Here is a 21,110-nt window from a genome sequence, read left to right as displayed (position 1 = left end):
TAAGAATTGAATAGGTAACAGGGGAGGCAGGGCTATGTACCGCCCCTTTTTATTTACCTTTATATTTTTCGCATCGGGCATCGTTGCTGGAGAATACATAAGAATTTTATGGCCCTTTGTCCTATTGCTTATATTCGGCTTTAGCCTTTATTTTTTTGCAATGGACTTTCGGAAAACGGTTCTCCTGGGAATTATAATATTTGCCCTGGGGGCTTTATACCATAATTTCTACTCCGCCAGGATGGAAGGCACCATAGCAAACTATGCGGGAAGTTATAGAACCGTAATCGGCACTGTGGTATCGCCTCCGGAAATAGACGATACAAAAGTAACCTACGAAGTCAAGACATTATATATTTTGCAGGACGAAAGATACGTTAAAGCCCCGGGCAAAATTCGGGTAACGCTCGCCCGTAAGGATTCGATGGAGCTGTTGAATTACGGCGATGTGGCGGAATTTTCCGGGGCTCTCAGGCTGCCGCGAAATTACGATAATCCCGGCGGGTTCGACTACAGGGCGTACCTTGCACAAAAGGGTATAACGGCGACCATGTTTTCCCGGGAAATGAAATATTTAGGGAAGGGTAACGTAAACCCGCTGGTTAAATCCGCCTTAAATTTCAGGGGAAGGATACAAAGTTTATACCGGCGGGTGCTTCCACCCAGGCTGGCATCCCTGCTTTCAGGGATAGTGCTTGGACTTAAGGGGGATATTCCGGAAGATGTTTTGGAAGCTTTCGGCGACGGGGGTGTCCTCCACATACTCACGGCTTCGGGGTCTAATATCGGCATAATCTACGCGGGTGTGGGATGGATACTGAATTTTTTTAAGCTTTCCCGGACTGCAAGTTTTATCGCTGGCAGCGTAGCCGTCTTGTTTTATTCGCTGATGGCTGGAATGGCGCCGCCGGTTTTGAGGGCGGCCATAATGCTGGAAGTGGTGATGTTGGGAAGGTTGATTGGAAGGAAAAGCGACCCGCTGAATAGCCTGGGTTTTGCAGGTTTTCTTCTGCTTTTGACAAACAGCTTCAATATTTTCTCGGCCAGCTTTCAGCTTTCCTTTGCTGCTACGGTTGGTATAGTGCTATTTTTTAAGCCCGTACAGCGATTTTTTTATAAAGTTCCTGCCTTTTTCTGCGACTCCCTGGCGGTCCTAGTATCAGCACAATTGCCGCTTTTCCCATTCCTTGCGTATTATTTTCACAAAATATCCCTGGTAGGCTTTTTACTGAACTTCATCATAGTGCCACTGGCCGGAGCAGCACTCATTGGGGGATTTTTGGGAGGCCTTGTAAATTTTATACCGTTCCTTGCTGTGCCGATCGTAAAAGTTACCGGAGCGCTGGTCTTTTTGATGGATTGGGTAACGACTTTTGCATCAAAGCTGCCTTATGCCACTTTTTCAGTCCCTTCTTTGGGACCTCTTGCAGGTTTAGCCTATTTTACTTTGCTTTACGCAGTTTTTGCACCGGTGGAAGCCTTAAGGATTAAAAAAAGGTATAAATTTGCTGTTGTAGGTCTTTGCCTGTTAATCGTATTAGCAAGCCTGATTTCGACAAGTCCAGGCTTTGAAGTGACTTTTTTGGACGTCGGCCAGGGGGACTGCATTTTCATAAAAACGGAAGATGGCGGAATGGTGCTTATAGACGGAGGGGGAACGCCCGCTTACTATAAGGGCAGCTTTGACATTGGAAAGGACGTGGTTTTGCCTTATCTTTACGATAGAGGTGTCCGAAAGCTGGATGTGGTGGTTTTCACCCACTTTGATTCCGACCACGCCGGAGGACTCTTATCTATAATTGAGGAAATGGATGTAAAAGCTGTGATAGTCGGCCATGCGGATGGTTCGGAGATTTACCAGAAGATAGTGGAGGTCGCGACCAGAAGAAAAATACCGGTACTCACGGTTTCAAGGGGAGATGCTTTCCGAGTAGGTGAAGCGGCGTTTCGCGTGTTAAACCCGAAAAAGCACCAGCTATTTGAAGACGATAACGACAATTCGGTAGTGCTGAAAATGATGTATAAGGGACTGAGTTTTCTTTTTACCGGGGACCTCGGCTTCGAGGGTGAAAGGGATGTAATGGCCGAATGCGATGTAAAAGCGGATGTGGTGAAGATAGCTCACCATGGGAGTGCTACTTCCACTTCTGAAGAATTTTTAAAAAAAGTAGACCCTGACGTTGCGGTAATTTCTGTTGGGGAAAATAACAGTTTCGGGCATCCATCATCCAGAGTTATAAAACTTTTGGAAGAAAACAAAATTAAAGTGTATAGAACTGACCTCCATGGAGCTATAAGCTTTAAAATAGAAAAAGATAAAGTGAGGATTTATACCCAGGAATAACTGATTGAGGAAGTAGCGAAAGGAGTTTAAAAATTTTATTAGGTGGGGAGATAGCATGGCACAATACGGCATATTTGCGTGGTTCGGATACCAGCTTCCCATCGATACTCGGTTGCGCCTCATATCTGAGGCCGGTTTCGACTGCGTAATGCTGTGGTGGGGCGACGAATTTTACAATACCGATGGAGAAAAAACAAAGCATCCGGATATGGCACGTAAATACGGGCTTTGCGTGGCTAACGCCCACGCACCTTATCAATATGCCAATTATCTCTGGGACGATGGAATAAACGGAGAAGCCTATGAAAAGATGCTTTTAGAATGCATAAGGACGTGCGCTTTTTGTGAAATACCTATTCTCGTTATTCATCCTGCAGAAGGCCACTTTCCACGATTTCCGGCAGGAAATACCGGAATTCAAAGACTCTTGAGGCTTTTGGACGAGGCTACCCGGCTTGGGATAAGACTAGCGCTTGAAAACGTGGAAAGGCCCGATTACCTTGAATACGTTTTTTGCAGCATTTGCTCTGAAAATCTTGGCTTTTGTTATGATAGCGGTCATGACTTTTTAGTATCCGGTGGATTTTCGATGCTTGAAAAGTACGCCGGCCGGCTTTTGACGCTACACCTCCACGATAACGATGGGAAGGAAGACCAGCACCTGGTGCCAGGTGAAGGCAGAATCAATTGGGAAGACTTAAGGCTTCGTTTGAATATGGCAGGTTTCAGCGGGCCGCTTACACTGGAATGTTTTGTGCCGTGGGATGGCGATATAGAAAAGATACGCCGAGAATCTCCAGAAGAATACCTTGGTCGTGCTCTTAAAGCGGTAAAAAAGTTTTTTGAGGTGAAATGATCATAAACTTTGCGCTCAAGCGTTCACTCAATAGAGAGTACAGGCTTTTAAACCGTATAGAAAGATGCTAAAATATATTGCGAAATTATTTCTCAAAAAAAAGAGGAATCAGGGATGGGCGAACTTTACTTGTTTTACGGTCAGGAAAAATTGCTTATTATGGAAGCTATCGAAAAGATAAAAAATAAATATGTTCCTGAGGCGTATGAGGCGATGGATTTTCAGAGGCTTGATGGGGAAGAAATCACTTACGACGATATTGTAAATGTGTCGAGGGTAGTGCCGATGCTGGCCGAAAAGAGGGTTGTGGCGGTTTTGAATGCTGCGTTTCTCGAAGAAGGGAGGAAATCCGCAGCAAAAAGCGAAAGCTCTGAAAACCGTTTTGTAGAATTTCTGGAAAATACTCCCCCGTACCTGTGCCTCATTTTTTCGGCCGAAAAAGTCGACCGGAGGAAAAAAATATTCAAGGTTATTCAGCAAAAAGGATTCGTGAAGGAGTTTGCTCCTTTGAGCTTTAAAGATAAGGTTCGCTGGATTGAGTCCCGTTCTTTAAAGTACGGAAAATCCATAGAACCTTCCGCTGCTGCCTTCATGGCGCAGTTTACCTCCGACCTTTACCACGTGGACGGGGAAATAAAAAAGGCAGTTGCTTATGTCCATGAAAAAAACAAGATTGAAAAAAAGGACCTGGAGCGTATTATGTCCAGGTCGACAGAAGCGAATATTTTCGGCTTAATAGATTCAATAGCCGAGGGGAAAGTTTCCCATGCTATTAATATCTTGAACGACCTCATGTATGCCGGGGAAAAATCGCTGGTCATACTCTTCATGATATCAAGATACTTCATGAACCTTTTTGCCATAAAAGTGAATGAAGGGCGGACTTTTAGCGAGCTGCAGAAAGGTTTAAATCTTCATCCTTACGCCTTGAAAAAGATGCTATTGCAGGCTAAAAATTTTACGGTTCAGCAGGTAAGGGATATTTTATCGCTCTGCCAAAAATTCGATTTGGATTTGAAAAGAGGCCGAATAGAAGAAAAAAAGGGACTTGAGATGCTGATTTTGAAAATATCCCGGGTGATGAAAAATTGAATGGCGGGTTGGCATTATGGGCCCAAACCGGCCCTTTTTTTATTTTATTTAAAATTAAGGTTAAAATAAAAACGCGTAAGGCCTAAGCTTACGCGTTTAATTAAACGGCAATGCTGAGCTGTTTCAGCTTTTTGTATAATCTGGATTTTTTGCGGGCTGCCGTGTTTTTATGGATAACACCTTTTGCTGCGGCTTTGTCAAGAGCTTTTACGGCGCCTATGAGGGCGGTCTTAATGGTTTCGGCATCTTGAGATTGCAGAGCTTCGTTGAATTTTTTGATGGCTGCCTTTACTTTGGCTTTGACGAGCCTGTTGCGGAGTGTCCTCTTTTTAGCCTGACGCAGCTTCTTTTTTGCAGATGCTGTATTTGGCAAGCTTCTCACCCCCTTAAAAACACTAAACCTATTTTATCATTTCGTCCATTAAAATGCAACTGTATATTATGAAAATCTGGAGGAATGCTATAAAAGAGCAATCTAAAAAATATGGAGGGGAAAGACATGGTGGGAATGATAATCAGGTTTATCGTGTCGGCTTTGGTTTTGATGCTGGTTAGTTTTTTGATACCCGGATTTCAGGTGGCTGGTTTTACGGGAGCCCTGATCGCGGCCATTGTTATAGCCATACTGGGCTTTATCGTTGAAAGTTTGCTGGGAGAAAAGATTTCTCCTCAAAATCGAGGCATCGTGGGCTTTATCACAGCTGCGGTGGTTATTTACTTTGCCCAGTTCCTGGTGCCGGCGATGAGGGTCACATGGTGGGGTGCGCTTTTGGCATCGCTTGTTATAGGGATAGTAGACGCCTTCGTACCCACCGAACTGAGGTAGGGGGGATGGAATATAAACATAAGAACCGACCTGGCTATAGAAGCCCGGGAGATGACCGGAAAGGAGAAAATCCCAGGTGTCATTGTGGAAACGGAAAAATCGCCGGAAATTACTATAAGTCGAGTCAGAATAGTGAATGAAGAAGGGGAAAAGGCTTTGGGAAAGCCTAAGGGTTATTACGTCACTTTAGAAGTGCCCAGGCTCAGGGAAAAAGACCCGGAATTGACTGAAGAAGTGAGCAAAAATTTGGCAGAAGAATTAAAAACCATAATAGACTTACCGGTGGATTCCACGGTACTTGTGATAGGTCTGGGCAACTGGAACGTCACTCCGGATTCGCTCGGGCCCAAGGTGGTCGAAAAGTTACTGGTTACCAAACACCTGTTAGAGTTTATGCCGGAAAAATTTAATACAAAAAGAGGCATAAGGCCGGTTTGCGCGCTGGCCCCGGGAGTGCTGGGCATAACCGGGATAGAAACGGGAGAGATAATAAAAGGCGTGGTAGAAAGGATAAAACCTGACCTCGTAATAGTTATAGATGCTTTGGCCGCAAGAAGCCTTGAAAGAATCAGCACGACCATTCAGATTTCCGATTCAGGAATCCAGCCGGGTTCGGGAGTGGGCAATAGGCGCATGGGAATCAGCAGGGAAAGCATAGGAGTGCCGGTGGTAGCCATAGGAGTTCCAACCGTAGTTGACGCAGCTACGGTGGCAAGCGATACGCTGGATATGCTGATTTCGGAATTTGAGCGTCAGGCCAAGCCGGGTTCCGAGTTTTACAAGATGTTGAAAACCTTGAATATGGAAGAAAAATATCAGTTGATAAGAGAGGTCCTGTATCCTTTTGTAGGCGAACTGGTGGTAACTCCAAAGGAAATAGATTCGCTCATTGAAAATACTTCTAGGACGTTGTCCGGAGGCCTGAATCTCGCCCTGCATCCTGGCATATCCTATGAAGAGGTCAGCACGTTTTTGCAATGAGGTTAAAAAAACCTCATTTTTTTTGTTTTAGGTGAATATGCTTAACCGGAGGGGATAAATTTGCTGAAAGTCAGGATAATAAAAATCAGGAAAATGATGTTATACGTAATGACCCTTTTGCTGCTATTTGCCTCATGCACATCCGGTTTTGTATTTATCAAAAAATCAGTACCTGTGATGGGAAGCATAGAGGAGAGCAAAGGGTTGAAGGCGGTGGGCAATCTTGATGTCCGGTTTTTCCGTGCGATGTTTTTGTGGACGGTTCCCGCCGCCCGAGCCTGTATGCCCGAAGATGAGGTCTTTTTTAGTTTTAAAGAACCTCTTTTAAAATTTCCCCGGAATATGATAAATTTCAATTTTTTTGAACCAAAGAACTATCTAGCCTTGCAAATACCTCTTATGGATTTAATGGAAATTGAACCGGCCACAACGCCGGGAGTTGAACTGCCGCCCGAAGCGGTTGAAAATGAACACGAACCCCCTGAAAGCCCTCCACCTGCACCTCCTGAGGAAGAGGATATAGAAATTGAAAGGATAACGCCGGCAGCCGGGAAGCCCATCGTGCTGATTTACCACACTCACACTACCGAATCCTACATGCCGTCCAAGGCGTATAATTATCAACCGCGGGATCAGGCGTTTCATACTACCGACCTCAGATTCACCGTGGTCCGGGTGGGCGAAGTGCTGTCCTCGGAGTTGAATAAATTGGGCGTAAAGGTTTTGCACGACAAAACGGTGCATGACGTGCCAACGTACATGTATTCTTATTCAAATTCCCTGAAGACTTTGGAAAAGGTTTTGAAGGAGAATCCGTCCATCCAGGTGGTGCTCGATATTCACAGGGACGCGCCGGTTTCTGACCCGCAAAAGTCAAGGGAAATGACTACTGTAAAAATCGAGAATAAGTACTATTCTAGAATAATGTTTGTGGTGGGCACCGACAAAACCTTTCCCCACCCTCACTGGAAGGAAAATTATAAATTTGCCCTTTTACTTCAAGAAAAATTGGAAGAACTGTATCCCGGGATAACAAGAGAAATTGACCTCAGGCAGGAGCGGTTTAACCAGCACGTTTCTAAAAAAGCCCTTTTGGTGGAGATAGGAAGTCACGGCAACACCATGGAAGAATCCATGGAATCGGCGCGGGTGCTGGCGAAAGCCTTGTCGGAGGTCCTTAAAGATTTGAGCAAACCGCAGGGCGAATAAAAAAAGTTTGCTTGTTAAAAATAATTGGTAAGAATGTCGCAAAAGGAGCCTGCCGAGGCATGGATGTTTACATTGAAGACCTCATCGCACTTTTTTTAATATTTACCGTGGTTCTTTGCCTGGGATTGCGCGCTGCCGAGCGAGGCGTCAATTATATGATGGGGCTCGATGTGGAGCCTCTCACTTTCGATATGAAGGTGCTGCCCGAGCGGAATTACCATTTTTCCATTCTCGGTCGCCAATATTCGTTAAAAATGGTATGGGAATTGGGCGAATTCTACGCCGACCGCCGGAGGGTGGACATACGCATAGCGAGTTTTGACATAAGTGTTCCTACAATGGTGCGGCTGTATACTCCTTCAAAACTCCCCCACTTTCGATTTTTTCTTGATAAATAAAGTTGCAGCATGTATAATTAATTCTACCGGCAAGTTTTTTGAAATTTAAGAGGGGGAAACCTCTATGAAAATACCGCAGGATAGGATTAGAAATTTCTGCATCATAGCTCACATAGACCACGGGAAATCCACCCTGGCAGATAGGTTGCTGGAATATACCGGGACCATTCCCGAGAGAGAGATAAAAGAGCAAGTGCTGGATATGATGGATTTGGAAAGGGAACGCGGAATTACCATAAAGGCCAAGGCGGTAAGGATGATATACAGGGCCGAAGACGGTCACGAATACCTTTTGAACCTAATAGATACACCGGGACACGTGGACTTCAATTACGAAGTTTCAAGGAGCCTTGCCGCCTGCGAAGGAGCACTGCTTGTCATCGATGCTTCCCAAGGCATCGAAGCGCAGACTCTGGCCAATACGTATCTTGCACTCGAACATGACCTGGAGATAATTCCGGTAATAAATAAAATAGACCTACCCAGCGCTGAGCCGGAAAGGGTAAGGCGGGAAATTGAAGAGGTAATCGGTCTTCCCGCCGACGATGCCCTCCTTATTTCGGCAAAAGAAGGGATTGGAATCAAAGAGGTGCTCGAGGCGATTGTAAAGAAGATACCGGCGCCTAAGGGTTCGGAAGCTGAACCTTTGAGGGCGCTCATTTTCGATTCCCTTTACGATTCATACAAAGGAGCCATAGCATTTGTTCGAATTGTGGAGGGGAAAATCGAACCGGGACGGAAGATAAAAATGATGTCAACGGGCAAAATATTTGAAGTGACGGAAGTCGGCATATTTAGTCCCGAGATGGTGAGTACCGACAGTCTCAGGGCGGGTGAAGTGGGATACGTCGTGGCAGGCATAAAAAACGTGAAGGACACCAGGGTCGGAGACACCATTACCGACGCGGAAAATCCGGCAAAACAACCGCTCCCCGGCTATAAAAAAGCCGTTCCCATGGTCTTTTGCGGCGTTTATCCGGCCGACGGCGAGGATTACGAAAAATTGAGAGAAGCTTTGGAAAAACTGCAGCTTAACGATGCTTCGCTGTTTTTTGAACCCGAAACTTCTGCGGCGCTGGGCTTCGGCTTTCGCTGCGGGTTTTTGGGATTACTCCACATGGAAATCGTTCAGGAACGCCTTGAAAGGGAATATGGTATAAACCTCATAACGACGGCACCGAGCGTCGTATACAAAATAAAAAAGACTAACGGCGAGGAAGTAATGGTGGACAACCCGACCAATTTTCCGGAGCCGTCGAAAATAGAGCATATAGAAGAGCCTTACGTGGAAGCTTCTATAATGCTCCCCACTGAATACGTCGGGCCGGTGATGGAACTCTGTCAGGAAAAGCGCGGGAATTTTAAGGACATGCAGTACCTCAGCGAAAAAAGGGTTCTTCTGCGCTACGATATGCCCCTTTCGGAGATAATTTACGATTTCTTCAATCAGCTAAAATCCAGAACAAAAGGTTATGCTTCTTTGGATTACGAGGTTATCGGTTACAGAAAGTCGGACCTGTGCAAGGTGGATATTTTGATAAACGGCGAATTGGTCGATGCGCTTTCCTTTATAGTCCACAAAGAAAAGGCGTACACCAGAGCAAGGCAGCTGGTTGAAAAATTGAAGGAAGTAATCCCGAGGCACCTTTTTGAGATACCCATCCAGGCGGCCATAGGAGGGCGCATAATTGCGAGGGAGACCATAAAGGCCTTGAGGAAAAACGTGCTGGCCAAGTGCTACGGCGGGGATGTCACGAGAAAAAAGAAACTCTTGGAAAAGCAAAAGGAAGGCAAAAAGAGGATGCGGCAGCTCGGAAAGGTGGAAGTTCCGCAGGAAGCTTTCATGTCGGTGTTAAAGATGGGGTAGGTATCATGGATGCTCTGGCGCTTTATATCCACATCCCTTTTTGCATTAAAAGATGTGCTTACTGCGATTTTAACTCCTACACCGAACTGGAATACGTACCTTCATACCTGGATTCCCTGAAAAGGGAAATTTCTTTTTATTCGAATATTGAAAGAAGAATAAGCAGTATATACATCGGCGGCGGGACCCCCACGGTTTTAAACGAAAAAGAATTATCGTCTCTTCTTGAGGCAATTCGCGGGGCCTTTAATGTAAGCACCGAGCTGGAATTCACCGTGGAGGCCAATCCGGAGACGGTTACAAGGGAGAAGCTTGAGGTCCTGAGGGAAGGCGGGGTTAATCGGCTCAGTTTAGGATTGCAGTCCTTTAACGACGAACTTTTAAAGGCAATCGGCAGGATTCATAACGCGGAGGGCTTCTTAAAAAAATTTTTCATGGCGAGAGAAGCCGGATTTAACAACATCAATGTGGATTTAATTTTTGGACTGCCGCGGCAAAGGGTGGAAGATTTCCTGAATTCCCTGAGAAAGCTGCTGGACTTGTCACCGGAGCACGTATCCTGCTATAGCCTCAGTGTCGAAGAAGGTACAAAGTTTTACGAATTGAAAGAAAAAGGGTTGCTTTTTCTTCCTTCCGAGGACGAAGAAAGGATCATGTACCATTCGGCAACGAGGATACTGGAAGATGGAGGATATTCGCATTACGAAATCTCCAATTTTGCGAAGCCCGGAAGGGAGTGTAAGCATAATTTGGTTTATTGGACTTACGGTGAATATTTGGGGCTAGGGGCCGGAGCCCATTCGTTTATGGACGGGGTTCGTTTCTACAATGCATACGGCTTAAAGGATTACATCGAGAAAGTAAAGGCCAAAGGCGAAGCGGTGGAAAGCCGGGAAAGGATTTCCGAACCGGAACAGCAGGCTGAATTTGTTATATTGGGATTGAGGCTTATAAAAGGGGTTGATAAAGCCAAGTTTTACGAGCGATTCAAAAAAGACATAGATTTGGTCTACGGTGAAGTGCTAGAGAAGCTAGAGAAAAAAGGGCTTATCGTCAACGGCAAAGAATACGTGAAACTAACCAAAAAGGGCCTTGATCTTGCTAACGAAGTTTTTGTGGAATTTTTACCGTAGATTTAAGAGGGGAATTCCATGAAATTTATCGTGGATGAAGTGCATGAAGGATTGACGGTAGGAGAATTTCTCAAAGCCAGGGGCTTTTCCGGCAGGGCATTGCGGAGATTGAAAAGGGAAGGGAAAATATTTCTCAACGGCGAAAAGGTTTTCGCGAGCGCGAAGGTAACATCCGGTAACATCGTGGAAGTGGATTTATCCGAAGAGTCAAAGATCAAGCCTTCCTATGTGCCGATAAATATCCTCTATGAGGATGAGCATATAATAGTATTGAATAAACAGCCGGGAGTCGTGGTGCACCCTACCCCCTTTTGCCGCGACGGCACCATTGCCAACGGTGTTATGCATTACTTGAACAAAAAGGGCAAAAGGGGAGGCTTTCACCCGGTAAACCGCCTCGACAGGGATACATCGGGGGTTTTGGTAATTGCCTTAAACCAGTACATGCACGGTTTTCTCCAAGCTCACGGCCGCATAGAAAAAATATACGTTGCCGTTGTGGAGGGTTCAGTGAAAGAAGAGCGGGGGGTTATAGAGGAAAAGATCGGGCGGAAAGAGGAAAGTTTAATCGAAAGAAGGGTTACGGAGAGCGGCAAAAAAGCCGTAACGCACTTTAAAGTTTTGAGGCGGCTGAAGGGCTACACGGTGCTGGAGGTAAAGCCCTTAACTGGCCGAACACATCAGATAAGAGTTCATTTGAGTCATTTAGGACATCCGGTAGCCGGTGATACCCTGTACGGCGGAAAAAACGATAAAATTAAGCGGCAGGCACTGCACTGCGCCGAGATGTCCTTTTTCTATCCACTTAAGGGAACTAGAGTCGCTTTTAAAGCTCTATTGCCTTTAGATATGCTTTCTCTCATGGAAGAAGCCGGCGATTCCGGTGCGGTTTTCGGCTCTCTTGACAAAGAAAAGGCGAAGTGATATTTATTAAGATAGGATTTTAGCACTCTCTTGTCGAGAGTGCTAATTTAAAGAGGTGCTTTACGCATGTTGGACGATAGGAAAATAAAGATCCTGAGGGCTATAGTGGTGGATTATATTGCCACCGCCGAGCCCGTGGGGTCGAGGACTATCGCCCGGAAATACAGGATGGGGATAAGTCCGGCCACCATACGGAACGAAATGGCGGACCTGGAAGAGCTGGGTTATCTTGCCCAGCCTTATACGTCGGCGGGGCGGATTCCTTCAGATAAAGGCTACAGGTTTTACGTGGATTTTCTCATGCCTGTGGTAGAGCTTACCGAAAAAGAGCTGCATGCAATAAGGCAACTGTTTAAAAAGCGAATAAAGGAGCTGGAGGACTTAATCGAAGAGACTAGCCGGGTTATATCGAACCTGACGAATTACACCTCGATCATCGTAGGACCACAGCTTCACGAAAGCAGGCTAAAGCACGTGGAGATACTGAAATTAAGCAAAGAAAAAGGGCTTTTAATTATAGTCACCAATTACGGCGCCGTCGTTCATCAAATTGTAGAACTTCCGGAAAACCTGACGGATTCCGACCTGACGCGCATATCCAACTTGTTCAACCACTACCTGGTGGAAAGGACCGTGGATGAAATCACACCGGACTATATGGAGCGGATAAAGAGCGAGATGAGAGAGTACGAGATGACGCTGGACGCCTTCATACGCGTGCTTATAGAAAGGCTTGAGGAAGCTAAGGAAAACGGCAAAGTATTTGCAAGCGGAAGTTCCAGGATGCTGGATTTCCCCGAATTCAAAGATGTGGAAAAGGCGAGGAATTTCCTTTCCCTGATAGAAGAGGAAGATTTCATGATAAGGGTGCTAAAGTATACATCGAAACCCAATCAAATAACGATAAGCATCGGGAACGAAAACCCCTGGAAGGAACTGCAGGAATTCAGCATAATTACCACCAACTTAACGGCCGGAGGGAAAAACCTGGGGATTTTCGGAGTAATAGGTCCCACCAGGATGGATTACTCCAAAGTCGTGTCCATTCTGAATAAAGTTACGAACTACCTGAACGAAACGCTTTCCACTTTGATTTAAAGACGGGAGGTAATCGTATTGAACTTTAAAAATAACAACGGTCAGGAAGTCGACGAAAAATTTGCCGCTTTTTTAACAAACGCCAATGCCATTAGGGCCGTGGCTTCAGCGGTGGAAGGAACCATAGGTCCCAAAGGGCTGGACATCATGCTGGTGGACAGGTTTGGGGAAGTCACTGTTACCAATGACGGCGTGACGATACTAAAACTGATGGATATCAATCATCCCGCGGCAAAGATGCTTATAAATATTGCCAAAGCCCAGCAGGAGGAAGTGGGTGACGGAACCACGACCACCACCATAATGGCCGGTGCGATGGTGTCGGAAGGGGTAAACCAGATTTTAAGAGGCGTGCCGGTGGCCAAAGTCATTGAGGGGATAAAGCACGGAGTTAAGAAAGCCCAGGAAATACTAATTGCCAAATCTATCCCCGTAAAAGGGATAGATGACCCCGCTTTAAGGGATATAGCTTATATCGCCGGCAGGGAACACGAAGACATCGCGGAATTGGTGACACAGGCCGCAAAACTTATCGGAGAGGAAAAGTTAAAGGAAAAGAATTTCAAGTTAAGGGACATCGTGATGGCGCGCGAAGGAGCGGAAAATGAGGTCTTTCTCGGCGTGATTGTCGACAAAGAAAAGGTAAACAAGCAAATGCCCAGGGAACTTGAGGATGTAAGGGTGTTGGTCATAGATGACGCTTTAGAGCCGGAGCAAATAGAAGAAGGAGCGCTCAGCACGGAATCCGGTTTTGCCAGGTACATGGCCCTTCAGGAGGAATTCAGGGAAAACCTCAAAAAGTTGATAGAACTCAAAGTCAACCTGGTTCTGGTGAGCAAGGGGATATCGGGGGAAGCGGAAGAAATGCTCACCGATGCCGGTGTAATCGCGCTGGAGAGGGTATCCGCCAAGGACCTGGAAAGGGTCGCAGAGCATACGGGAGCCAGGATAATGAAAAAGGCGGGGCTGAAAAAATCCATTGACGAAATCAAAAGTTACATAGGTCGCGCGAAAAAAGCCTACGAAGACGAGAAGCTGGAGCACTTGAGGATCGAAGGCGGAGAAGGCAAACCCATGGCCACCATCTTGGTGGGTGCCGCCACCGCCGAGATTGTCGGCGAAAGAGAGAGAATCGCAAAAGATGCAGCATCGTCATTACAGGCAGCGGTAAAAGGCGGGGTGGTACCGGGTGGTGGAGCTGTGGAGGTTGCGGTGGCCCGGGAACTTGAGAGAGAAAGGGAAAAAATAAAAGGAATGGCCTCCTACGGCATCGACTGCGTTATAGCGGCCTTAAAGCGTCCTCTGTCGCAGATTGTCTACAATGCAGGCTTCAACCCCTTGGAAAAATTGGAGGAAGTAATTTACACCCAAGCTGAAAAGGGCAGCGATGCGATAGGGGTCAATTGCGACACCGGAGAGCTCGCCGACATGACGGAGTTAGGAGTGCTCGATCCAGCTCTCGTAAAAATCCATGCGATTAAAGCGGCAGGCGAAATTGCCCAGGCTATTTTGAGGATAGATACCATCATCAAAAAGCGGGATGAAGGACCCGCGGCAAGGGGGAGTTCCGAACCGGCAGCCGGTGTGGGCGAAATGGATTTCTAATGCGAGGTGATATAAATTGGCGGAAAAAGAGGACGAAAAGAACATTGACCAAAAAAATGAAATGGAAGATAAAAAAGAAGAAGAAAAAGATGAATCTAGTTGCCAGGACATCCAAAACGGCGAAGGCTCGGTTTCATTGTCCGAAGAATCTTGTGAAACCGAGGAACTAAGAAAAGCCTTGGAGGAAAAAGAAAATGAGGCGGCCAAGTACAAGGAACTTTGGCTCAGAGCGCTGGCCGACTACGATAACTTTAAGAAAAGAACTCAAAAAGAAATGGAGCGCATGCAACTTTATGCCGGAGAGCAGCTGATAAAAGACATCATTCCCGTTTTGGATAATTTCGAGAGAGCCATTGACTCGCTCGAAGATAAAAACAGTGCAATTTACGAGGGAATAAAGCTCATATATAATCAGATGAAAGGCGTATTAAACAAGTACGGCGTGGAGGAAATAGAGGCCGAAGGCAAGCCTTTCGACCCTCAGTTGCACGAAGCCATTATGACGGTGGAAACTGACGAATACGAAAGCGATACGGTAGTGGAGGTACTGCGAAAAGGTTATACTTACCATTCAAAAGTTATAAGACCGAGCCTTGTCAAAGTAGCAAAAAAATAGCGGAGGTGGCGTAATATGGGCAGAATTATAGGTATAGACCTTGGAACGACCAACTCGGTGGCCGCATACATAGAGGGCGGTCAGCCGGTTATAATACCCAATGCGGAGGGTTCGAGACTAACACCATCCGTTGTAGCTTTTACCAAGGATGGTCAGCGTCTGGTAGGACAGATGGCCAAAAGGCAGGCCATACTTAATCCCGAAAGAACCGTGATATCGATAAAAAGGCACATGGGAACGGACTACAAAGTAAACATAGACGGCAAGCTTTACACCCCACAGGAAATCTCGGCCATGATTCTGCAAAAAATAAAACAGGACGCCGAAGCGTATTTGGGAGAAAAGATTACTCAGGCGGTTATAACCGTACCGGCCTATTTTACCGACAGCCAGCGTCAGGCCACGAAGGATGCCGGAAGGATAGCAGGACTCGAGGTCCTGAGAATAATAAACGAACCGACCGCAGCCGCCTTGGCTTATGGACTCGACAAGGAAAACGATCAAACCATACTGGTTTTCGACTTGGGCGGAGGTACGTTTGACGTCTCCATCCTCGAGCTGGGCGATGGGGTATTCGAGGTGAAGGCTACCAGCGGCAACAACAGGCTTGGAGGCGACGATTTCGACCAGAGGATAATAGATTATATAGCGGAAGAATTTTTGAAAGAGCACGGCATTGACCTCAGGAAAGACCGAATGGCCCTGCAGCGGTTGAAAGAAGCGGCTGAGAAGGCCAAGATAGAGCTTTCAAGCATGCTGGAGACCACCATAAGCCTTCCTTTCATCACGGCTGATGCCAGCGGACCAAAGCACATCGAAATGACCCTGACGAGGGCCAAATTCGAGGAACTTACAAGGGATCTGGTAGAAGCCACCTTGGGGCCCACTGAGCAGGCTTTGAAGGACGCCGGATTGAGGCCGGAAGATATAGACAAGGTAATACTGGTAGGTGGTTCGACGCGCATACCGGCGGTTCAGGAAGCGATAAGGAGATTTTTGGGTAAAGAGCCGCACAAGGGTGTGAATCCCGATGAAGTGGTGGCCATGGGAGCTGCCATTCAGGCCGGCGTACTAGCAGGTGAAGTTAAAGATGTGGTTCTCCTTGACGTAACGCCCCTTTCGCTCGGTATAGAGACCTTAGGAGGCGTCTTTACGAAGATCATAGAGAGGAACACTACCATCCCTGTTTCAAGAAGCCAGATATTTACTACGGCCGCCGACAACCAGACGACGGTAGACATCCACGTGCTGCAGGGCGAAAGGCCGATGGCTGCCGATAACGTGACATTAGGCAGGTTCCAGCTCACAGGTATACCGCCGGCTCCGAGGGGTGTGCCGCGTATTGAGGTAAAATTTGACATTGATGTTAACGGCATAGTCCACGTATCGGCAAAAGATTTGGGAACCGGAAAGGAGCAAAAGATTACTATTACCTCCTCGACCAACTTGACGGAAGAGGAAATCCAGAGAATGATAAGAGATGCGGAAAAATATGCCGAAGAAGACAGAAAAAGGAAGGAAAAGGTCGAGGCGAAAAATCACGCAGATTCTCTTATCTACCAGTCGGAGAAGATGCTGAACGAATTGAAGGATAAGATAAAGCCGGAAGAAGCCGAAAAGGTGAGAAAGGAAATCGAAAACGTCAGGAAGGCCATAGAAAGCGACGATGTGGAAAAAATTAAAAAAGCCACCGACGACCTCACCAAAGCCTTCTACGATATATCTACAAGGCTCTATAGTTCGCAGGGAACCGGAGGCAACCCTGGCGGAACTTACACATATCAGGCTGGAAATAACACCGGCGGCGCGAAGGATGAGAAAGTGGTGGATGCCGACTATAGATTCGTCAACGACGAAGATAAAAGAGAGCAAAAATAAAAAGTCAGCCCTTTCGGGCTGACTTTTATTGGAGTGATAACAATTGAGCAAGAAGGATTACTACGAAATCCTCGGAGTGGGGAAAGATGCCACCGAAGAAGAAATAAAAAAAGCTTACAGGAAACTGGCCCGGCAGTACCACCCTGACGTCAACAAAAGCCCTGATGCCGCCGAAAAATTCAAGGAGATAAATGAGGCTTATCAGGTATTGAGCGACCCCCAAAAGAGGGCCATGTACGACAAATTCGGCCATGTAGGTGTTGACCCGAATGCCGCTCAAGGGGATTTCGGCGGCGGGGACTTTGGCGATTTTGGAGATTTCGATTTCGGAAGGGACATCTTCGGAGACATTTTCGATAGCTTTTTCGGAGGTTTCGGTGAGCCGAGGAAAAAAGGGCCCGTTCGTGGCGCCGATATTAGGTATGACCTTGAAATAACTTTGGAAGAAGCTTTTTTGGGTGCTGAAAAGGAGATTGAGCTTTACCGGACGGAATCGTGTCCGAGATGCGGCGGCACCGGCGCGAAGCCGGGAACCGGTGCAAAGACCTGTCCCGTTTGCGGTGGAAGCGGTCAGGTGAAGCAGGTGCAAAACACGCCTTTTGGAAGATATATAAGCATAACCACTTGCACAAGATGTCAGGGTACTGGTATTGTTATAGAAGAACCATGTCCTGAATGCCGCGGCACGGGAAATATAAGGGCTTCGCGCAAAATAAAGGTGAAGATTCCTCCGGGAGTAGACACCGGTTCTAAATTGCGACTAGCAGGTGAAGGCGAACCGGGTGCAAGGGGCGGTCCTGCCGGTGACCTATATGTTGTTATCCACGTGAAACCCCACAGGCTTTTTATACGGCAAGGTGACGACCTTATTTACGAAGCTCCGATTTCATTCGTGCAGGCCGCTCTGGGTGCGGAAATAGAAGTTCCTACCCTCGACGGCCGGGTAAAGTTAAAGATACCCGAAGGAACCCAGCCCGGCACTAGATTCAGGATAAAGGGCAAGGGAATGCCCCATCTTAGAGGGTACGGGCGCGGTGACTTGCACGTGAAGGTAAACGTAGTGATACCAAAAAAATTAAGTGAAAAACAAAAGGAATTATTGAGAAAGTTTGCCGAAATAAGCGGTGAAGACGTAAAACAGCCACACAAAGGTTTTTTTGATAAGATGAGAGACGCCTTTGGCGTTTGATGTAGGAGGAAAAAAATGAAATGGATGGAAATTAAAGTAAAAACTTCGACCGAAGCTATAGAAGCCATAGCCAATATCTTTTACGAGGCAGGGGCTGCCGGAGTGGTCATCGAAGACCCTAAAGATTTGCTGAACCGCGAAGATACATGGGATTACGTGGAAATTCCCGAAGGCATTGACTTCGAGCAGGCCATCGTGACAGGGTACCTTCCTGAATCCGAGCAAGTGAACGAACTTTTGCAGGAAATCGGAAGGAGAATTGCCGAGCTTCCCAGGTTCGGGCTCGACCTGGGAAGCGGCGAGATGGAAGTATCCTTTGTAGAAGAGAGCGACTGGGCCAACGCGTGGAAGGCCTATTACCAGATATTGCGTATCGGGGAGAGGTTGGTTATAAAGCCTTCCTGGCTGGATTATGAACCGAAAGCCGGGGAAGTGGTGATAGAGTTAGACCCTGGAATGGCTTTCGGGACGGGGACCCATGAAACAGCCGCTATGTGCCTGGAGCTTTTGGAAAGATATGTCAAGGAAGGCCAAACCGTGATAGATGTGGGCTGCGGTTCCGGGATACTTTCAATAGCGGCTGCAAAACTAGGAGCGGCCAAGGTGCTCGCTATAGATAAGGACCAGGTTGCTGTGAAAGTGGCCGAGGAAAATGTGGAAAGAAACGGCGTAGGGCAGGTAGAAGTAGTAAGGGGCGACGGATTAAGGGGGACAAACTTTAAGGCCGACATAATAGTTGCCAATATAATAGCCGACGTGATAGTGGAGATGGCTGCTGATGCAGCTGCAAATCTAAAGGATGGAGGCTTTTTTATTTGTTCCGGAATAATTAAAGACAAAAAATTGCCTGTATGCCGAGCTTTGGAAAATGCGGGTTTTGATGTGGTTGAGGAAATGGAAAAGGGCGATTGGATAACGCTCGTATCCCGATTGCGTCAAAGGGCAGAAAAGTAGGTGAGAGGCAATGCCCCTTTTTTTTGTTCAGGAAAATATGAATTTAGATGACGTGATAGAGATTACCGGAGAGGATGCCCACCACATAGCGAATGTCCTGAGAATGGGGAAAGGCGATGATTTGCAAATTTCCAACGGCAGGGACACGGTGTGTAAGGCTCAAATAGTTGAAGTGCTTTTTGGCGGCAAAAAAATAAAAGTAAAGATAATTGAAAAAAATAATTTTGAGATGAGAGGTCCGCGCATAACGTTGTTCCAGGGCGTTCCGAAGGGGCAAAAGTTCGATTTTATACTGCAGAAAAATACCGAACTCGGGGTTGCGGAATTCGTCCCGGTCATAACCAAGCGCACAGTGGTGGAAATAGATAGGAAGAAGATGAAGAGCAGAACGGAAAGATGGCAGAAAATAGTAAAGGAGGCCGCGAAGCAATGCCGGAGGCCGGACCTGCCGAAAGTGCACGGGCCGGTTGACTTCGACGAGTGCGTTGCGGCCTTGAAAAAATACCCTCTGGTCCTGGTGCCCTGGGAAGAAGAGCGAAAGATCTTTTTAAAGCCTTTTTTGTCATCCTTTTCGGAAAAGATAAGGGAAATTGCGGTTTTGATTGGGCCGGAAGGAGGTTTTTCGGAGGACGAAATAAAAAAGGCAAGGGAGTCGGGAGCGGTCACGGTTAGCCTGGGTAAGCGGATTTTGAGGACCGAAACGGCGGGATTCGCGGTCAATACCGTGTTGATGTACGAATTTGGAGATTTTGGGGAGGTGGTTGAGTAAATCATCATGCCGAAAGTAGCTTTTTACACTTTAGGATGCAAGGTCAACCAGTACGAATCCGATGCCATGGCCGAGTTGTTTAAAGAAAGGGGCTATGAACTGGTTGATTTCAATGACGTGGCGGATGTGTACGTTATCAATACATGCACTGTCACTAACGAGGGAGCGAGGAAGTCGAGGCAGATAATAAGACAGGCTACCAGAAGGAACCCCGGTGCCACGGTTGCCGTTGTAGGGTGCTATGCTCAAATGAATGCGGACGAAATTTTGCAAATACCCGGCGTTGACGTGGTGGTGGGCACGAAAGACCGGCACAAGATAGTGGACCTCGTGGAGCGGGCAAAAAAAGGCGATGCAAGAATTGTGGATGTTGAAGATATAATGAAGGTGAGGACCTTCGAGGAAATAGCTTTTAAAGGCTACAGGCAGCGCACCCGGGCTTTTTTAAAAATCCAGGAAGGGTGCAATATGTTCTGCTCCTACTGCATAATACCGTACGTGCGGGGACCGGTCCGCAGCAGGCCCCTAGACAGCATTCTGAAGGAAGCTGAAAACCTGGCAAAAGACGGCTTCAAGGAGATCGTGCTCACGGGAATCCACCTAGGGCTTTACGGCGCGGATTTTGAAAATGGGCCTGCCCTTTACGACGTGATAGAAAAACTTTCGAAAATAGAAGGCATAAAGAGGATTCGCCTGAGTTCCATTGAAGCGATGGAATTGAGCGATGATTTCATAAAGAAATTAGCGGCTGTTGAAAATTTCTGCCATCATTTCCATATCCCCCTGCAGAGCGGAAGCGACAGAATATTGAAGCTGATGAACCGGCGCTACACAGTATCGGAATTCGAGGAGAGGATTCAATTCATAAAAAAGATCATGCCCGATGTGGCCATTACCACCGATGTGATAGTAGGCTTTCCCGGGGAGACCGATGAAGATTTTGAAGATACCCGGGAATTTATAGAAAAAATAGAATTCAGCCGGCTCCACGTGTTTAAGTTTTCTCCGAGGAAGGGGACTCCCGCAGCAAAAATGCCCGAGCAGGTGCCGGCCGAATTGAAAGAGAAGCGAAGCCGCGAACTTATCATCTTGAGCAAAAAACTCGAAAGAAATTTCAGAGAAAAGTTTGTCGGTAAAGTTATTGACGTGCTTTTTGAAGAAAGGGATGGAGACATATACTTCGGCCATACCGGCAATTATATAAAAGTAGGGGTGCGTTCCGGAGAAGAATTAAGGAATGAGCTTCTTAAAGTTGAATTAATCAAGAATGAGGACGAATTTATCCTGGGAAACATTAAAAAAATTTGAGTGGGAGAAGGAAAATCCAGGTCGAATGTGGAATAATTCCATTAAACTTTAAATATCTTTAAG

General features: G+C 46.7%; 19 protein-coding genes. 18 read left to right on the top strand and 1 reads right to left on the bottom strand.

The window, feature by feature from the left end:
* The first annotated feature begins 34 nt into the window (after positions 1-34).
* The 3 genes from AN618_RS01450 to holA all read left to right on the top strand — a co-directional run bounded on the left by AN618_RS01450 (position 35) and on the right by holA (position 4,292).
* Positions 35-2,344, top strand: a complete 2,310-nt coding sequence (locus AN618_RS01450; RefSeq protein WP_066351176.1) for a DNA internalization-related competence protein ComEC/Rec2 — start codon at positions 35-37, stop codon at positions 2,342-2,344.
* 55 nt (positions 2,345-2,399) lie between these two features.
* On the top strand, positions 2,400-3,200 hold the full coding sequence (locus AN618_RS01445; protein WP_066351169.1) for a sugar phosphate isomerase/epimerase family protein: 801 nt from the start codon (positions 2,400-2,402) through the stop codon (positions 3,198-3,200).
* A gap of 114 nt (positions 3,201-3,314) precedes the next feature.
* A complete protein-coding gene (gene holA / locus AN618_RS01440) occupies positions 3,315-4,292 on the top strand; it encodes a DNA polymerase III subunit delta (protein WP_066351168.1) in 978 nt (325 codons plus the stop codon).
* A 100-nt stretch (positions 4,293-4,392) separates the two neighbouring features.
* Here holA and rpsT read toward each other — a convergent pair whose 3' ends face one another.
* Positions 4,393-4,665 carry a 30S ribosomal protein S20 gene (gene rpsT, locus AN618_RS01435; protein WP_066351166.1) on the bottom strand — a complete coding sequence of 91 codons (273 nt, stop codon included), beginning with the start codon at positions 4,663-4,665 and terminating at the stop codon, positions 4,393-4,395.
* A 126-nt stretch (positions 4,666-4,791) separates the two neighbouring features.
* Here rpsT and AN618_RS01430 point away from each other — a divergent pair, with 126 nt between their 5' ends.
* The 15 genes from AN618_RS01430 to mtaB all read left to right on the top strand — a co-directional run bounded on the left by AN618_RS01430 (position 4,792) and on the right by mtaB (position 21,047).
* A complete protein-coding gene (locus AN618_RS01430; protein ID WP_066351372.1) occupies positions 4,792-5,118 on the top strand; it encodes a phage holin family protein in 327 nt (108 codons plus the stop codon).
* Positions 5,119-5,130: 12 nt separating this feature from the next.
* Positions 5,131-6,099 (top strand): GPR endopeptidase, encoded by a 969-nt coding sequence (gene gpr, locus AN618_RS01425; RefSeq protein WP_066351161.1) that lies wholly within the window; start codon positions 5,131-5,133, stop codon positions 6,097-6,099.
* A gap of 60 nt (positions 6,100-6,159) precedes the next feature.
* Positions 6,160-7,308 (top strand): stage II sporulation protein P, encoded by a 1,149-nt coding sequence (gene spoIIP / locus AN618_RS01420; protein WP_066351159.1) that lies wholly within the window; start codon positions 6,160-6,162, stop codon positions 7,306-7,308.
* A gap of 59 nt (positions 7,309-7,367) precedes the next feature.
* Positions 7,368-7,706: a hypothetical protein gene (locus tag AN618_RS01415; protein WP_066351157.1), complete on the top strand. Its 339-nt coding sequence runs from the start codon at positions 7,368-7,370 to the stop codon at positions 7,704-7,706.
* Between the two features lie 64 nt (positions 7,707-7,770).
* Positions 7,771-9,573, top strand: coding sequence for a translation elongation factor 4 (gene lepA, locus AN618_RS01410; RefSeq protein WP_066351154.1), 1,803 nt, complete (start codon positions 7,771-7,773; stop codon positions 9,571-9,573).
* A gap of 5 nt (positions 9,574-9,578) precedes the next feature.
* Entirely contained in the window at positions 9,579-10,706 is a 1,128-nt protein-coding gene (gene hemW, locus AN618_RS01405; protein ID WP_066351153.1) for a radical SAM family heme chaperone HemW, read from the top strand.
* A gap of 18 nt (positions 10,707-10,724) precedes the next feature.
* On the top strand, positions 10,725-11,630 hold the full coding sequence (locus AN618_RS01400) for an RluA family pseudouridine synthase (RefSeq protein ID WP_066351150.1): 906 nt from the start codon (positions 10,725-10,727) through the stop codon (positions 11,628-11,630).
* A 66-nt stretch (positions 11,631-11,696) separates the two neighbouring features.
* Positions 11,697-12,728: a heat-inducible transcriptional repressor HrcA gene (gene hrcA, locus AN618_RS01395; RefSeq protein WP_066351146.1), complete on the top strand. Its 1,032-nt coding sequence runs from the start codon at positions 11,697-11,699 to the stop codon at positions 12,726-12,728.
* A gap of 18 nt (positions 12,729-12,746) precedes the next feature.
* The gene (locus tag AN618_RS01390; protein WP_083514981.1) at positions 12,747-14,333 is read left to right on the top strand and encodes a TCP-1/cpn60 chaperonin family protein; all 1,587 of its coding nucleotides are present in this window, start codon (positions 12,747-12,749) and stop codon (positions 14,331-14,333) included.
* A gap of 16 nt (positions 14,334-14,349) precedes the next feature.
* Positions 14,350-14,949 (top strand): nucleotide exchange factor GrpE, encoded by a 600-nt coding sequence (gene grpE / locus AN618_RS01385; protein WP_245628336.1) that lies wholly within the window; start codon positions 14,350-14,352, stop codon positions 14,947-14,949.
* Positions 14,950-14,964: 15 nt separating this feature from the next.
* The gene (dnaK, locus tag AN618_RS01380) at positions 14,965-16,827 is read left to right on the top strand and encodes a molecular chaperone DnaK (RefSeq protein ID WP_066351139.1); all 1,863 of its coding nucleotides are present in this window, start codon (positions 14,965-14,967) and stop codon (positions 16,825-16,827) included.
* Positions 16,828-16,870: 43 nt separating this feature from the next.
* A complete protein-coding gene (dnaJ, locus tag AN618_RS01375; protein ID WP_066351137.1) occupies positions 16,871-18,016 on the top strand; it encodes a molecular chaperone DnaJ in 1,146 nt (381 codons plus the stop codon).
* A gap of 15 nt (positions 18,017-18,031) precedes the next feature.
* A complete protein-coding gene (gene prmA / locus AN618_RS01370) occupies positions 18,032-18,970 on the top strand; it encodes a 50S ribosomal protein L11 methyltransferase (protein WP_066351134.1) in 939 nt (312 codons plus the stop codon).
* Between the two features lie 10 nt (positions 18,971-18,980).
* Positions 18,981-19,739, top strand: a complete 759-nt coding sequence (locus AN618_RS01365) for a 16S rRNA (uracil(1498)-N(3))-methyltransferase (protein ID WP_066351132.1) — start codon at positions 18,981-18,983, stop codon at positions 19,737-19,739.
* A gap of 6 nt (positions 19,740-19,745) precedes the next feature.
* Complete coding sequence (gene mtaB / locus AN618_RS01360) at positions 19,746-21,047, top strand: tRNA (N(6)-L-threonylcarbamoyladenosine(37)-C(2))-methylthiotransferase MtaB (RefSeq protein WP_066351131.1); 1,302 nt, start codon at positions 19,746-19,748, stop codon at positions 21,045-21,047.
* Positions 21,048-21,110 lie beyond the last annotated feature (63 nt).

The sequence above is a fragment of the Fervidicola ferrireducens genome (assembly GCF_001562425.1).
Taxonomy (GTDB): domain Bacteria; phylum Bacillota; class Thermosediminibacteria; order Thermosediminibacterales; family Thermosediminibacteraceae; genus Fervidicola; species Fervidicola ferrireducens.
Note: the sequence above shows the minus strand (reverse complement) of the source record. Positions and strands in the feature narration are given on the sequence as shown.